Raw genomic sequence first — 16,258 nt, forward strand, 5'->3', positions numbered from 1 at the left:
TTATCTCTATATCGCGATACGTTGATGGAACACGGGAATCGAGAATGGAGAATGGAGAATCGTCCTAAGTGACTGTCCCATTGCCCACCTTTGGTTCCCCATTCCCGATTCCCTATTCCCAAGGTTGCCCTATGGATCTCGAAGGCTGGTCGTCCCGCTTGAAGGTGTTCGCCGACGCCACCCGCGTGCGTCTGCTCGCTCTGCTCGAAGGCGAGGAGCTGACCGTGGCCGAGCTGTCGGCGATCACCCGCCTGGCCCAACCGCGCGTATCGACGCATTTGTCCAAGCTCAAGGAAGCCGGGCTGGTGCGCGACCGCCGCGCCGGCGTGTCGGCTTATTACCGTTTCGACGACGGTGCGCTCGACCAGGCCCAGCGCGCGCTGTGGCAGACCCTCAGCACCGGCAGCGACGACCCCTTGCTGCGCCAGGACGCCGAGCGCGTGGCCGCGGTGCTCGCGATGCGCGCCTCCGACCAGAACTGGGCCGACTCGGTCGCCGGCGACATGGAACGCCACTACTCGCCGGGCCGCACCTGGGAAGCCCTGGCGCGCTCGGCCCTGCCCCTGCTGCAACCCGGCGACGTGCTCGACATCGCCTCCGGCGACGGCGTGCTGGCCGAACTGCTGGCGCCGCACTCCAACCGCTACGTCTGCCTCGACGCCAGCACCAAGGTCGTCGCCGCCGCCTCCGAACGGCTGCGCAAGCTGCGTAACGTCGAGGTGCGCGAAGGCGACATGCACGCGCTGCCGTTCGAGGCCGACAGCTTCGACCTGGTGGTGCTGATGCACGCGCTGACCTATGCCGAACACCCGGCCCAGGCCGTGGCCGAAGCCGCGCGCGTGCTGCGCCCCGGCGGCCGCCTGCTGCTGACCAGCCTGGCCAGCCACGAACACCGCGGCGCGGTCGAAGCCTTCGGCCACGTCAACCTGGGTTTCGCCGAGAAGGACCTGCAGAAGTTCGCCGCCAAGGCCGGCTTCGACATCGTCAGCTGCGAAACCGTGACCCGCGAACGGCGCCCGCCGCATTTCGAAGTCATCGCCCTGATGGCGCGTAAACCCGCTGCCGAGCCGGCCCGCAAGCCGGCGAAGAAGTAACGAGGCCCTGCCGATGGAAACCCTGCCCTGGCTCAACCCCGAACGTGCGCGCACGCTGCTGCGCGGCCTGGACGAACGCATCCTGATCATGGACGGCGCGATGGGCACGATGATCCAGCAGCACGAGTTGCAGGAAGCCGACTATCGCGGCGAGCGCTTCGCCGAAGGCTACGACCGGCTGTACGCGGGCGGCCACGACGGCGAGACCGAACACGTCCACGGCGAGGGCTGCGGCTGCTCGCGCGACCAGCGCGGCAACAACGACCTGCTGACCCTGACCCGGCCCGACATCATCGGCGGCATCCACGCCGAATACCTCGCCGCCGGCGCCGACCTGATCGAGACCAACACCTTCAACTCGACCACGATCTCGCTGGCCGACTACGGCCTGGAGCACCTGGCGCGCGAGCTCAACGAGGAAGGCGCGCGCCTGGCCCGCCAGGCCTGCGACGAGGCCGAAGCGCGCGACCCTTCCAAGCCGCGCTACGTCATCGGCGTGCTCGGCCCGACCAGCCGTACCGCCTCGCTGAGCCCGGACGTGAACCAGCCCGGCTACCGCGCCATCACCTTCGACGAGTTGCGCATCGCCTACCGCGAAGCCACCGACGGCCTGATCGACGGCGGCGCCGACGTGATCATGGTCGAGACCATCTTCGACACGCTCAACGCCAAGGCCGCATTGTTCGCGGTCGAGGAAGCCTTCGACGCGCGCGGCGCGCGCCTGCCGATCATGATCTCCGGCACCATCACCGACGCCTCCGGCCGCACCCTCTCGGGCCAGACCGCCGAGGCCTTCTGGTACTCGGTGCGCCACGTCCAGCCGACCGCGATCGGGCTGAACTGCGCGCTCGGCGCCAAGGACCTGCGCGTGCACATCGACGTGCTGGCGCAGATCGCCGACTCCCACGTCAGCACCCACCCGAACGCCGGCCTGCCGAATGCCTTCGGCGGTTACGACGAAACCCCCGAGGACATGGCCGCGGTGCTCGGCGAGTTCGCCCGCGCCGGCCTGCTCAACCTGGTCGGCGGCTGCTGCGGCACGACCCCGGCGCACATCGCCGCGATCGCCGCGGTGGTCGAAGGCGTCGAGCCGCGCCGCCCGCTGCAGTTGGAAAACGCGGCTTGAAGCGAGAAGTGAGTGCATAGAAGTGAGGAGTGAGTAAAGCCACCCCACTCGTTCCTCGTTGCTCACTCCTTACTCGTTCCTAGTTCCTCACTCCTCTCACCAGCCCCCTTCCCAGGCACCAGCCACCGTATGACTGCCGCCCTCCCCCGCCAGACCCGCCTCAGCGGCCTCGAACCGCTGCAGATCACGCCCGAAAGCAATTTCGTCAACGTCGGCGAACGCACCAACGTCACCGGCAGCGCGCAGTTCCGCAAGCTGATCACCGAAGCCCGCTACGACGAGGCCGTGGTGGTCGCGCGCCATCAGGTCGAGAACGGCGCGCAGGTGCTCGACGTCAACATGGACGAAGGCTTGCTCGATTCCGAGCAGGCCATGGTCACCTACCTCAACCTGATCGCGGCCGAGCCGGACATCGCCCGCATCCCGGTGATGGTCGACAGCTCCAAGTGGACGGTCATCGAGGCCGGGCTGAAATGCCTGCAGGGCAAGGGCATCGTCAACTCCATTTCGATGAAGGAAGGCGAAGCCGAATTCCTGCGCCAAGCCCGCCTGGTCCGCCGCTACGGCGCCGCGGTGGTGGTGATGGCCTTCGACGAGGTCGGCCAGGCCGACACCATCGATCGCAAGGTCGAGATCTGCTCGCGCGCCTACAAGCTGCTGACCGAGCGCATCGGCTTCCCGCCCGAGGACATCATCTTCGACCCGAACGTGTTCGCGGTCGCGACCGGCATCGAGGAACACAACAACTACGCCGTCGATTTCATCGAGGCCACGCGCGAGCTCAAGCGCCGTTTCCCCTATAGCCACATCTCCGGCGGCGTCTCCAACGTCTCGTTCTCGTTCCGCGGCAACGAGGCGGTGCGCCAGGCCATCCACACCGTGTTCCTGTACCACGCCATCAAGGCCGGCATGGACATGGGCATCGTCAATGCCGGCGGCCTGCCGCTCTACGACGACCTCGACAACGAGTTGCGCGAAGCGGTCGAGGACGTGGTGCTGAACCGTCGCGACGACAGCACCGAACGCCTGCTGACCCTGGCCGAGCGCTACAAGGGCAAGAAAGGCGAGAAGAAGGTCGAGGACCTGGCCTGGCGCGACAAGCCGGTGCGCGACCGCCTCAGCCACTCGCTGGTGCACGGCATCGACCAGTGGATCGAAGAGGACGCCGAAGCCGCGCGCGCCGAGTCCACGCGTCCGCTCGACGTGATCGAAGGCCCGCTGATGGCCGGCATGAACGTGGTCGGCGACCTGTTCGGCGCCGGCAAGATGTTCCTGCCGCAAGTGGTGAAGTCGGCACGGGTAATGAAGAAGGCCGTGGCCTATCTGCTGCCCTACATCGAAGCCGAGAAGTTGCGCACCGGCGACGCCGGCAAATCCAACGGCAAGATCGTCATGGCCACGGTCAAGGGCGACGTCCACGACATCGGCAAGAACATCGTCGGCGTGGTCCTGGCCTGCAACAACTTCGACGTGGTCGACCTCGGCGTGATGGTGCCGGCGCAGACCATCCTCGATCGCGCCAAGGCCGAGAACGCCGACCTGATCGGCCTGTCCGGCCTGATCACGCCCTCGCTCGAGGAAATGAGCCACGTCGCCCGCGAAATGCAGCGCCAGGGCTTCACCATGCCGCTGTTGATCGGCGGCGCGACCACCTCGCGCGCGCACACCGCGCTCAAGATCGACCCGCATTACAAGTCGCCGACGATCTGGGTCAAGGACGCCTCGCGCGCGGTCGGCGTGGCGCAGTCGTTGATCTCGATCGAACTGCGCGGGCCCTTCGTCGCCGCCAACGCCTCCGACTACGCCGAGATCCGCGAGCGCCACCGCAACCGCGGCGACGGCAAGCGCCTGGTCTCGCTTGAGAAGGCCCGCGGCCAGCGCTTCAACGGCAACTGGAGCGAGTACGAACCGCCGGCGCCGCTGCAACCGGGCCTGCACGTGTTCGACGACTACCCGCTCGACGAGCTGATCGAGTACATCGACTGGACCCCGTTCTTCAACACCTGGGAACTGGCCGGGCGCTATCCGGCGATCCTGACCGACGAAATCGTCGGTACCCAGGCCAGCGAGCTCTACCGCGACGCGCGCGCCATGCTCAAGCAGATGGTCGCCGAGAAGTGGGTGCAGGCCAAAGCGGTGTTCGGCCTGTGGCCGGCGAACTCGGTCGGCGACGACGTCGAGGTGCAGGTTCCCGGCGAAGGCAAGAGCGAGACCGTGCGCCTGCACTTCCTGCGCCAGCAGGTCGACAAGCCGGTCGACCGGCCCGACCTGTGCCTGGCCGATTTCGTCGCGCCGAAGGACTCCGGCCGGCAGGACTGGATCGGCGGCTTCGCGGTGACTTCGGGCATCGGCATCGAGCCGCACGTCGCCCGCTTCGAGGCCGATCACGACGACTACAACGCGATCATGCTCAAGGCCCTCGCCGACCGCTTCGCCGAGGCCTTGGCCGAGCGTATGCACCAGCGCGTACGCAAGGAGTTCTGGGGTTACGCCGCCGACGAGACGCTCGACAACGAGGCCCTGATCGACGAAGGCTACCGCGGCATCCGCCCAGCCCCCGGCTATCCGGCCTGCCCAGAGCACAGCGAGAAGGGCACCCTGTTCCGCATGCTCGACGCGACCCGCCACACCACCCTGGAGCTGACCGAGAGCTTCGCCATGTATCCGACCGCGGCGGTCTCGGGCCTGTACTTCAGCCACCCCGACAGCCAGTACTTCGTGGTCGGCCGGGTCTCCAAGGAACAGGTCGAGGACTACGCCCGCCGCAAGGGCGCGACCCTGGCGCAGGCCGAACGCTGGTTGGCCTCGAATCTGGATTACGATCCCGAGTAACACGGACGGGCGGCGCACAGCCGCCCCCTCCAGGGACTGGTCAACACGAGCGTGCACGGATGAGCGAAATCCTGATACCCGGCGGTTACGGCATCGACGCGGCGGCCGACCGCGGCGGCGATGCGCTCGGCAACGCCGCCTTCATCGAGAAACATGCGGCTCCGGGCCGCATCGGCCTGTGCGGCGGGCGCGACTGGATCAACAAACTGATCCGCAAGGCGCAATCGCCCTTGACCGAAGACGGTCATCGCAGCCTGTGGTCGCACGCCTTCGTCTTCAGCGAACGCCGCATCGACGGGCAATGGTGGGTGATCGAGTCCGACCTCGACCTGCGCTACAAGCAGATCCGCCTGGGCGTGCAGGAGAACCGCGTCGACCGTTACTACGACGCCGACGCGTTTCCGAACATCGCCATCCTCGATTTCGACTTGAGCCCGGAACAGGTGCACAAGATCCAGGTCGCCGGCCTCGACCTGCTGTCGGGCCTGTCGAGCTATTCGATCAGCGAACTGGTCGGCACCCTGATGGCGATGCACAGCCGTCGCCTGCGCCGGCGCAGCAATCTGCTGGCCAAGGAAGGCGCGCTGTACTGCTCGGCGCTGGTCCAACATTGCTACCACGCCGCCGGCATCGAATTCCTGCCCGGCGTGCCCGGCAAGAACATCGCCCCGCACGATATCGACGAATCGCCGCTGCCGCACCGCACCCATCGGATCATCCGCGACCTGGGCGTATCGACGATCCGCGAGCTGGGCCACAAGTCGAAACACTGGCTGAGCAGCGCACTCGATTCGGACTGAGGCGTCCGCGAGCAGGCGTGCCGCATGGCAACGCCGGTACCCATCGCGCACGCGCTTCGCCGAACATAGCGGAATGCGGTCGTGCCGCCGGATTTCTTTGGCTGGGCGGCCGATCCGATACGGGGTCGCAAACGCGAACGGCGCCGCTATCGCACCTCAATACGCAATGGTATGGTGACGCCATCCTGGCCCGGCCGCGCCGTCTCGGCGCGACCGGCGCACCGACCCGCCCACGGATCGCCATGCACGACCTGCTGCTGTTCTCCCACGCCAACGGATTCCCGGCCCCGGTCTACCGGGTGATGCTCACTGCCCTGGCCGAGCGTTTCCACGTGGTCCGGCCCGAGCGCATCGGCCACGACCCGCGTTATCCGGTGACCCCCGACTGGCCGCATCTGGTCGATGAACTCGTCGCGCGCGCAGAGACCGCGGCCGGCAATGCGCGCCGGATCTGGCTGGTCGGGCACTCGCTCGGCGGCTATCTGAGCCTGCTCGCGGCGCATCGGCTGGCCGACTCGGCGTTGGCCGGGCGCGTCGCCGGCGTGGTCATGCTGGATTCGCCCTTGATCGCCGGCTGGCGCGCGCGCCTGGTCTCGATCGGCCGCCGCACCGGCCTGGACAATCTGCTGATGCCGATGCGCGCCACCTTGCAGCGCCGCCGGCTCTGGCCCGACCGCACCGCGGTACGCGAGCACTTCCTGGCCAAGCCCGCGTTCGCCTGCTGGGACGAGCGCGTGCTCGACGATTACGTCGAACACGGCACCCGCGCGGCTGCCGACGGCAGCCGCGAACTCGCGTTCGAGCGCGAGATCGAGTACCGGATCTATCACACCCTGCCGACCACCGCGCTGAGCGGCCTGGCGCCGTCGGTGCGCGTGCCGGTCGGCTTTCTTGCCGGCACGCGTTCGCGCGAATTGCGCAACGCCGGTTCCGCACCGACCCAGCGGCTGGTCGGCGAACGCTGGCGCTGGATCGAGGGCGGCCACCTGTTCCCGATGGAACGGCCGCTGGACACCGCGCAGGCGATCGCGGCGATGATCGAGGGGATGAAGCCAACCGTTGCCGACGAGGAGCCGGCGACTTGGGCTGCTGCCGTCAACGGCTGAGTTTGCGCTGCGGCCTGCTGTCGCCTTCCGGGCAATAGCGGCGCGGCCGCGACCGCTGGACGCGCAGAGGCAACAACGCCGATGCGCTCTATCGAAACCGCCCCCCTGTCGCGAGGGTAGGAGCGGCGCGAGCCGCGACCGCGCTGCAGCGATCTCGCGACGCTTCTTCAAGCAAGATCAAACGATAAGAGCTTCCGCCACTAAAGCGGCGGGTCACTTTCTTTTGCCAAGCCCAAAAGTCCGTCTGGATTCCCTTCGGTCAAAGGTAACCAAAGAAAAGGGCTCTCCTTGCAAAGGCAGTTACTTTCTTTTGTCATAAGCAACAAAAGAAAGGTAACCAAAGAAAAATGCTTTCTCTTTGGATCACAAGCCCGCACGTTCGTTGCATACGCAGGCATGCAACACACGGGACATCCCTGTCCCGGTGTTGCACGGCGCGCGTCCCTGCGCGCCGCCCTCCGGGTGTCCTTCGGTCTCGCGAGGCATAGGCCGCGCACAGCAACGGCAGCAGCAAGGGCAATAGCGACAGCAACAAATGCCCGCGAACCAAAGGGTAGGAGCGGCGCAAGCCGCGACAGCCAAAATGGAGCAACTACGTCGCCGCACGAAAGCCCGGCCGCGGCTCGCGCCGCTCCTACCCCGAGATGCAAGGGTTGCAGCTAGTGGATGGTCATTAATCCCCAGCCCCGTTCAGCGTCCCGCTCGATCCGTTTCTCCGAATCGACAGGCATGCCTGCGAGCTGCGTCGCCGTTTCTCGCTGAAGCGTTAAGCCGATGCATGGAATCCCCATGACGTTGATGAATGCATCGAAAATAAATCGTTGCGACCGTAACGTCGCCTTCGCGGTCCGTGGTGGCACTGTGGGGCCTGGAATCGATTCGTCGAACAGCGAGCGTGTCGCGGCGTCATCGCGGCACCGGGTGATCCTCACCCCGTTCGGTCCTGCCCGCGCATCAGATCGCTCGCCATGTGCCGGGGTTCTTGTTCTAGGAGTCGACCATGACCGTCTATACGAACCCTTTTCACGAGACGGATATTTCGACGATCGACTCGTCGACCACCGATGCCGCGGATTCGGCGCTGTCGCTGGCCGTGCTGGACCTCGATTCGGAACTGGCCTATTGGCGCAGCCACTATCGCGGTCTGATCGATCGGCCGGGCTTGCGCTACAGCGATTACGAGCCGGCGGTGAAACTGGGCCTCGACGCTTACATGCGCAGTCGAGGCCGGACCCTGGAGGAGATGCAGGACGGCATCGGCGTGTGCTATCGCCGTACCCGCGGCGCCTCGCGCCTGGATTGGGACGAAGCCCGCACGGTGGTGGAGGCGGCCTGGGGCCGGCTCGAACAGCGGAGTTCGCCCCCATGACGCTGCGCCACGCTTTCGAACGCGCGGCGAAAGCGGCTTCCCGCTTCACCGGGCATCCGCTGTGTTTCGGTCTCGCGCTCGGCGTGGTGCTGGTTTGGGTGGTCAGCGGCCCCTTGTTCGGTTTCAGCGACACCTGGCAGTTGGTCATCAATACCGGGACGACCATCATCACCTTCCTGATGGTGTTCCTGATCCAGAACTCGCAGAACCGCGACTCGGCCGCGGTGCAGATCAAACTCGATGAGTTGATTCGTGCCACCGAGGCCGCCGAGAACGCCTTGCTCGATCTGGAGGAGCTCGACGAAGACACCTTGGAGAAGTTCCGCGAGCGCTACGAACGGCTCGCCCGCGGCGCTCGCAAGCGCCACCCCATCGGCGCCGATGGACAAACCCTTTCGCCCCATCAGGAGAACCAGGATGAAGAAGACCCAGCCGCACGCCCCGCAGGTTCGTGAGCTGCTGCTGCAAGCGCTCGAAACCGAACAGGGCGGTATCAAGATTTACGAGGCGGCGGTCGAATGCGCCGTCAACGAAGACCTGCATAAAGAGTGGCAAGGTTATCTCGCCGAAACCCGCAATCACGAGAAAGTATTGCTCAACGTGTTCAAGGAACTGGGCCTGGACCCGAAACAACGCAGCCCCGGACGCGAGGTCGTCGGCCACATCGGCCAAGCGCTGGAGCAAGCCATCCGGATGGCGCAGAAAGCCGGCGACCCCGATGCCGCACAACGGGTCGCCGCCGAATGCGTGGTGCTGGCCGAGACTAAGGACCACATGAATTGGGAGCTGATCGGGCACTTGGTCGAGCATGCGAAAGGCGATGGGCTCGAGGTGCTCAAGCAAGCTCATGAAGCCGTCGAGTCCGACGAAGACCATCACCTCTATCACACGACCGGCTGGACCCGCGAGCTGTGGATCGAGTCGCTCGGGTTGCCGGCGGTTCTGCCGCCGCCCGAGGAAATCAAGCAGGTCGAGACCGCGATCGGCGCGGCTCGGGCCGAAAAAGCCCGCAGCCAGATGTTGTGATTGCAGGGGAGCGCGGCCCTGGGTTGTCGCGGCCGGCCACGGTTCGCTCACGCGGATGCAGCCGGTCGCGGCAACTCAGGAACGTCGCGACCCGTAGCGGCGCCTCCGCGGCGCGACGCTCGCCGACCTGCGGGCGCGAAATCGGGAGATACGGCCTTCGCAAGGTGTCGTCGTTCACTCCGGTTCAACGCCCGCGGCGGCACAGTCGAGACCCGATGTTCTCGCCGGCGATTCAGGCCGGCCTTGCGAGGTAGCCATGGCGCGCCCGATCTGGACCGGAACCCTGTCGTTCGGATTGCTCAACATCCCGGTCAAACTGATGACCGGCGAGCGCCGCGTCGACCTGCATTTCCGCATGCTGGACAGCCGCAACAAGGCGCCGATCCGTTACGAGCGGGTCAACGAGGAGACCGGCGAAGAAGTGCCGTGGAAGGAAATCGTCAAGGCCTTCGAGTACGACAAGGGCAGCTATGTGGTGATCGAGGAGGCCGACATCGCCGCGGCCGCGCCGGATCACAAGGAAACCGTCGATATCGACACCTTCGTCGACGCCGCCTCGATCGGCGCCGAGTTCTACGAAAAGCCCTATGTGCTCGAGCCCGGCAAGAAAGCCGAGAAAGGCTATGTCCTGTTGCGCGAGGTGCTCAAGCGCACCGGCATGGTCGGCGTCGGCCGGGTGGTGATCCGCACCCGCGAATACCTGGCAGCGGTAGTGCCGCAGGGCGACGCCCTGATGCTGATGATCCTGCGCTACGCCCAGGAACTGGTCGATCCCAGCGATTACAAACTGCCCGAGGGCAGCATGGCGAAGTGGAAGATATCGCCGCGCGAGGTCGAGATGGCCGAGCAGTTGATCAAGTCGATGAGCGGCGAATGGAAGCCGGATAGCTACAAGGACGATTTCCGCCAACGCCTGCACAAGGTCATCGAGCAGCGGGTCAAGTCGAAGAAGGTCGTGCGCGGCAAGCCCACAGACGAAACCAAGCTGCCGGAAAACGCCGCGACCAACGTCATCGACTTCGCCGAACTGCTCAAGCGCAGCCTGGAGAAAAAGGGCGGGCAGGGTGCGGCTAAGCGCGCGGCCAAGAAAGCCCCGGCCAAGAAGACCGCAAAGGCGGCCAAGAAGCGCACGCGCAAGTCGGCGTGACGGCGCGGCTGTGAGGACTGCGCCGTGACGCTGCGCGACTACGTCCGCAAACGTCGCTTCGACGCCACGCCGGAGCCGGACGCCGACCGTGGCCGCGCGCGTCGCGGGCGGCGCAAGGCGCCGATCTTCGTCGTCCAGTTGCATCATGCGCGGGCCCGCCACTACGACTTTCGCCTGGAAGCCGACGGCGTGCTGAAGAGCTGGGCGGTGCCGAAGGGGCCGTCGTTGCGTGCCGGCGAGCGCCGTCTCGCGGTCGAGGTCGAAGACCACCCGCTGTCCTATGCCGATTTCGAGGGAGACATTCCCGAAGGCCAGTACGGCGCCGGCCATGTCGACATTTTCGACCACGGCACTTGGCGCACCGACGACGACGCCCTCGACCAGATCGTCGCCGGCAAGCTCGACTTCGAACTCGACGGCGAGCGCCTGCACGGCCGTTTCACCCTGGTGCGGACCCGCCCCGTCGGTAAACAGCAGCAGTGGTTGCTGATCAAGCGCAGCGACGAGCATGCGCGCGACAGCGATGCCGATCGCATGCTCGACGAGCCCGCCGCGGCCGCCAAGCCTGCGCCGCCGCCAGCGAAACAGGTCGCCAGGAAATCCCGAGCGACCACCGCCAACGCACGAGGGGCCGGGGCAGGCGGTTCCGGGGCCTGGCGCAGCGCCGCCGCGAAGATCGCCGGCGCCGTCGCGGCGCCGATGCCGAAAGACGTCGAATTGCAGTTGGCGACGTTGCGCGAGCACCCGCCGAACGGCGGCGACTGGCAGTTCGAGGTCAAGTGGGACGGCTATCGCATGCTCGCCTATGTCCATCGTGGCGTGCGCCTGCAATCGCGCAACAAGGTCGATTGGAGCGAGCGCTTCGCGCACCTGGCCGAGGCCATCGCCGGCCTGCCGCTGCGCAGCGCGGTGCTCGACGGCGAGTTGATCGCCTCCGATCGCAGCGGCCGCAGCGATTTCGGCGAATTGCAGCGCTTGCTCGAATCCGGGCAACTGGATTCGCTGCGCTATGTGATCTTCGACCTGCTGTATCTGGACGGCATCGACCTGCGCGGGGCGGCGCAGGCGCAACGCCGAGGCTTGTTGCGTGAGGTGTTGGCGGCTTCGACCTCGGACGCGCTGGCCTTCAGCGAACATGTCGAAGGCGACGCCGGGCAGGTGCTGGCGGCGAGCGTCAGGGCCGGCCTGGAAGGCATCGTTTGCAAGCGCGCCGATGCGCCTTACCACGGCGGCCGCAGCCAGGCCTGGATCAAGCTCAAGCACGTCGCAGACGAGGAATTCATCGTCGTCGGGCATACGCCGCCGAAGCACGGCCGCCAGGGTTTCGGCTCCCTGCTGTTGGCTCGGCCCGGCGCCGACGGCCTGGTATATGTCGGTCGCGTCGGCAGCGGTTTCAGCGATGCGGCCTTGCGCAGCCTGAGCAAGCGCCTGCAGGCGCTGCACAGCGAACAGGCGGCGGTGGAACTGCCCGGGCACGTGCCGTTTCCGCGAGGTTCGGTGCGCTGGGTCGCGCCGGAACTCGTCGTCGACGTGCATTCGCGCGGACGCGGCAAGGAAGGCCTGATCCGCCAGGCCAGCTTCGTGCGGCTGCGCGAGGACAAACGGGCCGCCGACCTGAGCGCCGCCGTCGCAGCCGCGCAGGCCGAGCCTGCGCCGCGACGCGCCAGGGCGGGGCGCGTCCGGCCCATCCGCGCCCGATCCATCGAGGAAACCGCGATGAGCGACACCCGGCTCAGCCATCCCGAACGCATCGTCTATCCCGCCGCGAAGATCAGCAAAGGCGAGGTCGCCGATTATTACCGCGCGGTCGAGGCCTGGCTGCTGCCGGAACTGATCGAACGTCCGCTGTCCTTGCTGCGTTGCCCGGATGGCATCGCATCGGCGTGTTTCTTCCAGAAACACCACGCCGACAGCCTGGGCGAGGGCGTGCATCCGGTCCGCCTGCGCGAGTCCGCCGGCCAGGCCGACTACGTCTACGTGCGCGACATCGAAGGCGTGTTGGCGCTGGTGCAGATGAACACCCTGGAATTCCATCCCTGGGGCGCGAAACGGCAGGCGCCGGACCGGCCGGACCGGTTGGTGTTCGACCTGGACCCGGCAGAGGACATCGCCTGGAGCGAGCTCAAGCGGGCCGGGCGCGATGTGCGCGACCGGCTCGCCGAAATCGGGCTCGACAGTTGGCCGCGCCTGTCCGGCGGCAAGGGCATGCACGTGGTGGTGCCGATCCGGCCCGGCCCGGACTGGGCCGAGGTCAAAGCCTTCAGCGAGGCCTTCGCCGACGCCATGGTCGCGCAGGCGCCGCTGCGCTATGTCGCGACGGCATCCAAGGTCGCCCGCAAGGGGCGCATCTTCATCGACTGGCTGCGCAATGCGCGCGGCGCCACCAGCGTGGCGAGTTGGTCGCTGCGCGCGCGCGAAGGCGCGCCGGTGGCGATGCCGCTGAGCTGGGACGAATTCTCGCGAGCGCGTTCCTCGACTGACTTCGATCTGGCCAAGGCACTACGTCGCGCTGCGCGCCTGCGCAGCGATCCCTGGGAGGGTTTCGCCGAGAGCCGACAACGCTTGCCGACGATATGAAACCTCAGGTCGATTGGTCCGGTGGTTTCGTGCCGGCCTTGCGCTCGGCGAAGTTGAGCAGGAACAGGACCAGCAAGGTCAGCACGGTCGCTGCGAAGGCGAGCAGGTGATAACGCAGGCCGGTGCTGGCGCCGATCACTGCGACCATCAACAGTGAGGCCGCGGTGGTGACGCCGGACACCGCCTGGCCGCCGCGCTGGGCGAATATCGTGCCGGCGCCGATGAACGACACGCCGGCGACGACCGCCTCGACCAGGCGCAAGGGATCGATGTTGACCAGGAAGGGAATGCGGAAACGCGGGTCCATGATCGCCAATTGGCCCACGCCCACCAGCAGCGAAGAGGCGCCCGCGACCAGCATGTGGGTGCGGAATCCCGCCGGTCGATTCTTCAGTTCGCGCTCCAGGCCGATGGTGCCGCCGAGCACCATTGCGTAGGCGGTGCCGCCGACGACCCACAGCTGACTCAACAGCTCCATGAATGCGCTCCGGCTGGGTAAGCGCTCTTGATAACCCGGGTCATGTGAGGCGTCGGTGACCGGCTGCCGTCGCGACGGCGCGCAGATGAACCGCACACCCCGCGCTAACGACGCGCTGTCCCGGCCTTAACTCTCCGGCGGTTAGCGTCGGCATCGTGATTCCAACGATTCCGATCAGGAGACCGGTCATGTCTCGTGGAGATAAGTCGTCCTATACCGACAAGCAGAAACGCCAGGCCGAGCATATCGAGCAGCAATACAGGAAAGACGGCGTATCGCAGAAGGAAGCCGAAGAGCGCGCCTGGGCCACCGTCAACAAGCAGGACGGCGGCGGCAAGAAATCCGGCTCGGGCCGCAAAGACCATCACTGAGCTCCATCGCAGTTCCATCACCCGAAGGCATCGAACTGGCCCGTGCCGTACGCAGCAAGCGTTCCGACCATGGCCGCGGCTTCATGGCCTGGCGCAGGGCGCGGTCCCATGCCCGATCTCGTATGTCTCGATCCCGTGTCTCGATCCCGAATGTCTCGCTCCCATATATGAGGGCTCCATCATGAAATCCATGCGTCTCGCGATTCTCGCCCTGACCCTGGCCGTCTCCGGCACCGCCCTGGCGGCGCCGCAATCCAACGGCAGCCCCGCCGGCAACGATCCGGCCACGGGCACCGGCAACGAGTCGGCGCAGCCGGTCAGCGATACCTGGATCACCACCAAGGTCAAGGCCGAGTTGTTGGCCACCAAGGGCGTGACCGGCACCGATATCAATGTCGAGACCGTCAACGGCGTAGTCAGACTGTCCGGTCACGTAGACGGCAAGACCGAGGCCGACAAGGCCGTCGAGATCGCGCGCAAGATCGACGGCGTCAAGAAGGTCGACAGCACCGGGCTGGTCTCGGCCAGGAGCGCCCACAACAAGTAAGCGACGGCCGGCATTCCCCGGCCTGCCGACTCTCATAAGGACAGTTCCTCATAGGACAGTCCACATACGGACAGTCCATAGGACGGAGCGATGACCCAGCTAGCCGACCGTGTTCACACCGATCCCGCCGAGATCCGCCGATTGAGCCTTTTGATCGAGCGACTTCCCGACGAAGGCTTGGTCGATATCGTTCTGGTCGATGGCAGTCGGCAGGTCGGGGTCGTCGCGACCCGGCCGAGTCTGCAGACCTTTCTCGACGCCCACGGCAACGAAGGCAGCAATGCGGTGCTGCGACTGGAAGACATCCGCGGCGGCGACCGCGTCGCCTATCTTTGGCTCGACGAGATCCTGAAAGTTTGCCCGTTGCAATCCGACGAACGCGAATTCGTTCGTCCATCGGCCCGCGGGAAACCGACGGGCAGCTAGCCGGCGCCGGTGGGCGAGGCCGATCTCGCCGGACGCCGCGCCGCCACACCACAGGAGCCCGTCATGGCCGTTTGCGAGGTTTGCGGAAACCAGTACGACAAGACCTTCACCGTTTCGATGGGGACGCGCAGCGGCACCTTCGATTCCTTCGAGTGCGCGATCCACGCCATGGCGCCGCGCTGCGCGCACTGCGACTGCCGCATCGTCGGGCACGGCATCGAGGACGACGGCACCTTCTACTGCTGCGTGCATTGCGCCCGCAGCGCCGGCGTCAGCGGGGTGGCGGACCGCGCATGAGCCTGGGGCGTCGGCAACCGGGGCCGATCCGCAAATCCTCGAACTTGCGCACAGTTTTCAGAGCCGTTGCGGAACGTCCTATGAGCATGCTTTCGGCTTCACCGGCGATCGGCGATGCTAGCGGCATGCGCGCCATCCGCTCGTCCGACCCCACGGTCATCCACAGTGCCAGCGAAGGCGTCTGCTATCTGTACGTGCTGCCTTGCGCTTACGAGGACCTGCTCAAGCTGGGCTTCTCGCGCGGGCCGCTAGGGCGCATCCAAGCGCTGCAAGCGCGGTTTTTCGAGTTCTTCGATCTCGACCTGGCCTTCCTGGTCGAAACCGAGACCGTCGGCGATGCGCGCAAGCTGGAACTGGACCTGCGCCGTCGCCTGAGCGACTACAACGCACCGGCGCCGTTGACCGTGAACGCGCAGGCCGGCGGCCACAGCGAGTGGTATCGCGGCGCCTATCGGGCGCTGGCCGAGGAGGCGGTGCGCCTGCAAGCCGTCGGCCATACCGTGCATCGCCCGCTGCGCGAATGGCTGGGGCGGCAACTCGCCGCGCAGGGCGATGACTTGTACGACCGCAGCGCCGCCCTGATGACGCAACTGCAAGGCGATGTCTCGTTGCTCGACCAACCCGGGTTGCGGACCTTGCGGCGCAAGTTGCTGGACTCACTCGATGCGCATGCGGCCTTGGGCGTCGAGCTGGAACCGCGCCTGCCCGAGGCCTTGCTGGCGTGGTATCGAGCGAGCGGTTCGAGAGACTGAGAGTTCGGATCGCGCCAGCGTTCGAACGGCGCAGATCGGCAAGCAGATCGGCAAGCAAGGCTTCGGCATCCGACCGCACACAGGAGCGATACGACCATGACCCGACTCGACAAGCCGATGCGACGCGAAGTGGAGATCGACGGCAAGCTGTACACGCTGACGGTCGATCCCGATGGCCTCAAACTGTCCGAGAAAGGCCGGCGCAAGGGCATCGCGCTGAGCTGGAACGATCTGGTATCCGGCGACGCGGCGCTGGCGGCGGCCCTGCAGGCTTCGACCGGGCACGCCTCGACCATGGGCTGATCCGCCG

At 66.5% G+C, this 16,258-nt stretch carries 16 protein-coding genes and 1 pseudogene; 16 read left to right on the forward strand and 1 reads right to left on the reverse strand.

From position 1 onward, the window contains the following. Nucleotides 1–131: 131 nt before the first annotated feature. The 10 genes and pseudogenes from EX88_RS0112645 to ligD form a co-directional block, all read left to right on the forward strand. Nucleotides 132–1,058 (forward strand): annotated as a pseudogene (locus EX88_RS0112645) (ArsR/SmtB family transcription factor); the annotation flags it as partial. Between the two features lie 49 nt (nucleotides 1,059–1,107). After that, entirely contained in the window at nucleotides 1,108–2,220 is a 1,113-nt protein-coding gene (locus EX88_RS0112650; protein WP_031372358.1) for a homocysteine S-methyltransferase family protein, read from the forward strand. A 129-nt stretch (nucleotides 2,221–2,349) separates the two neighbouring features. Next, complete coding sequence (metH, locus tag EX88_RS0112655; RefSeq protein WP_031372359.1) at nucleotides 2,350–5,052, forward strand: methionine synthase; 2,703 nt, start codon at nucleotides 2,350–2,352, stop codon at nucleotides 5,050–5,052. Nucleotides 5,053–5,111: 59 nt separating this feature from the next. Beyond that, nucleotides 5,112–5,852 (forward strand): hypothetical protein, encoded by a 741-nt coding sequence (locus EX88_RS0112660; protein ID WP_031372360.1) that lies wholly within the window; start codon nucleotides 5,112–5,114, stop codon nucleotides 5,850–5,852. Between the two features lie 242 nt (nucleotides 5,853–6,094). Continuing rightward, a complete protein-coding gene (locus tag EX88_RS0112665) occupies nucleotides 6,095–6,958 on the forward strand; it encodes an alpha/beta fold hydrolase (RefSeq protein WP_051885061.1) in 864 nt (287 codons plus the stop codon). Nucleotides 6,959–7,958: 1,000 nt separating this feature from the next. Then, complete coding sequence (locus tag EX88_RS0112670; protein WP_031372362.1) at nucleotides 7,959–8,327, forward strand: hypothetical protein; 369 nt, start codon at nucleotides 7,959–7,961, stop codon at nucleotides 8,325–8,327. After that, nucleotides 8,324–8,782 carry a low affinity iron permease family protein gene (locus EX88_RS0112675; RefSeq protein WP_051885062.1) on the forward strand — a complete coding sequence of 153 codons (459 nt, stop codon included), beginning with the start codon at nucleotides 8,324–8,326 and terminating at the stop codon, nucleotides 8,780–8,782. The genes EX88_RS0112670 and EX88_RS0112675 overlap by 4 nt, the downstream gene beginning before the upstream one ends. After that, on the forward strand, nucleotides 8,709–9,353 hold the full coding sequence (locus EX88_RS0112680; protein ID WP_200875838.1) for a hypothetical protein: 645 nt from the start codon (nucleotides 8,709–8,711) through the stop codon (nucleotides 9,351–9,353). The genes EX88_RS0112675 and EX88_RS0112680 overlap by 74 nt, the downstream gene beginning before the upstream one ends. A 256-nt stretch (nucleotides 9,354–9,609) precedes the next feature. After that, entirely contained in the window at nucleotides 9,610–10,500 is an 891-nt protein-coding gene (locus EX88_RS0112685) for a Ku protein (RefSeq protein WP_031372365.1), read from the forward strand. A gap of 24 nt (nucleotides 10,501–10,524) precedes the next feature. Then, nucleotides 10,525–13,077: a DNA ligase D gene (ligD, locus tag EX88_RS0112690; protein WP_031372366.1), complete on the forward strand. Its 2,553-nt coding sequence runs from the start codon at nucleotides 10,525–10,527 to the stop codon at nucleotides 13,075–13,077. 4 nt (nucleotides 13,078–13,081) lie between these two features. Here the strand turns inward: ligD and EX88_RS0112695 are convergent, their stop codons facing one another. Further along, complete coding sequence (locus EX88_RS0112695) at nucleotides 13,082–13,555, reverse strand: MgtC/SapB family protein (RefSeq protein WP_031372367.1); 474 nt, start codon at nucleotides 13,553–13,555, stop codon at nucleotides 13,082–13,084. Between the two features lie 188 nt (nucleotides 13,556–13,743). Between EX88_RS0112695 and EX88_RS0112700 the strand changes: the two genes are divergently transcribed. The 6 genes from EX88_RS0112700 (at nucleotide 13,744) to EX88_RS0112725 (ending at nucleotide 16,251) form a co-directional block, all read left to right on the forward strand. Beyond that, complete coding sequence (locus EX88_RS0112700) at nucleotides 13,744–13,926, forward strand: hypothetical protein (protein ID WP_031372368.1); 183 nt, start codon at nucleotides 13,744–13,746, stop codon at nucleotides 13,924–13,926. Between the two features lie 181 nt (nucleotides 13,927–14,107). Further along, entirely contained in the window at nucleotides 14,108–14,473 is a 366-nt protein-coding gene (locus EX88_RS0112705) for a BON domain-containing protein (RefSeq protein ID WP_031372369.1), read from the forward strand. A gap of 90 nt (nucleotides 14,474–14,563) precedes the next feature. Continuing rightward, nucleotides 14,564–14,899, forward strand: a complete 336-nt coding sequence (locus EX88_RS0112710) for a DUF3247 family protein (protein WP_081930933.1) — start codon at nucleotides 14,564–14,566, stop codon at nucleotides 14,897–14,899. Between the two features lie 63 nt (nucleotides 14,900–14,962). After that, nucleotides 14,963–15,196, forward strand: a complete 234-nt coding sequence (locus EX88_RS0112715; RefSeq protein ID WP_031372371.1) for a hypothetical protein — start codon at nucleotides 14,963–14,965, stop codon at nucleotides 15,194–15,196. Nucleotides 15,197–15,276: 80 nt separating this feature from the next. Continuing rightward, entirely contained in the window at nucleotides 15,277–15,948 is a 672-nt protein-coding gene (locus EX88_RS0112720) for a GIY-YIG nuclease family protein (protein WP_235186266.1), read from the forward strand. A gap of 96 nt (nucleotides 15,949–16,044) precedes the next feature. Then, nucleotides 16,045–16,251, forward strand: coding sequence for a hypothetical protein (locus EX88_RS0112725; protein WP_031372373.1), 207 nt, complete (start codon nucleotides 16,045–16,047; stop codon nucleotides 16,249–16,251). The last annotated feature ends 7 nt before the right edge of the window (nucleotides 16,252–16,258 follow it).

Origin of the sequence: Lysobacter antibioticus (assembly GCF_000731095.1) — a bacterium.
In the GTDB taxonomy this organism is placed as follows: domain Bacteria; phylum Pseudomonadota; class Gammaproteobacteria; order Xanthomonadales; family Xanthomonadaceae; genus Lysobacter; species Lysobacter antibioticus_B.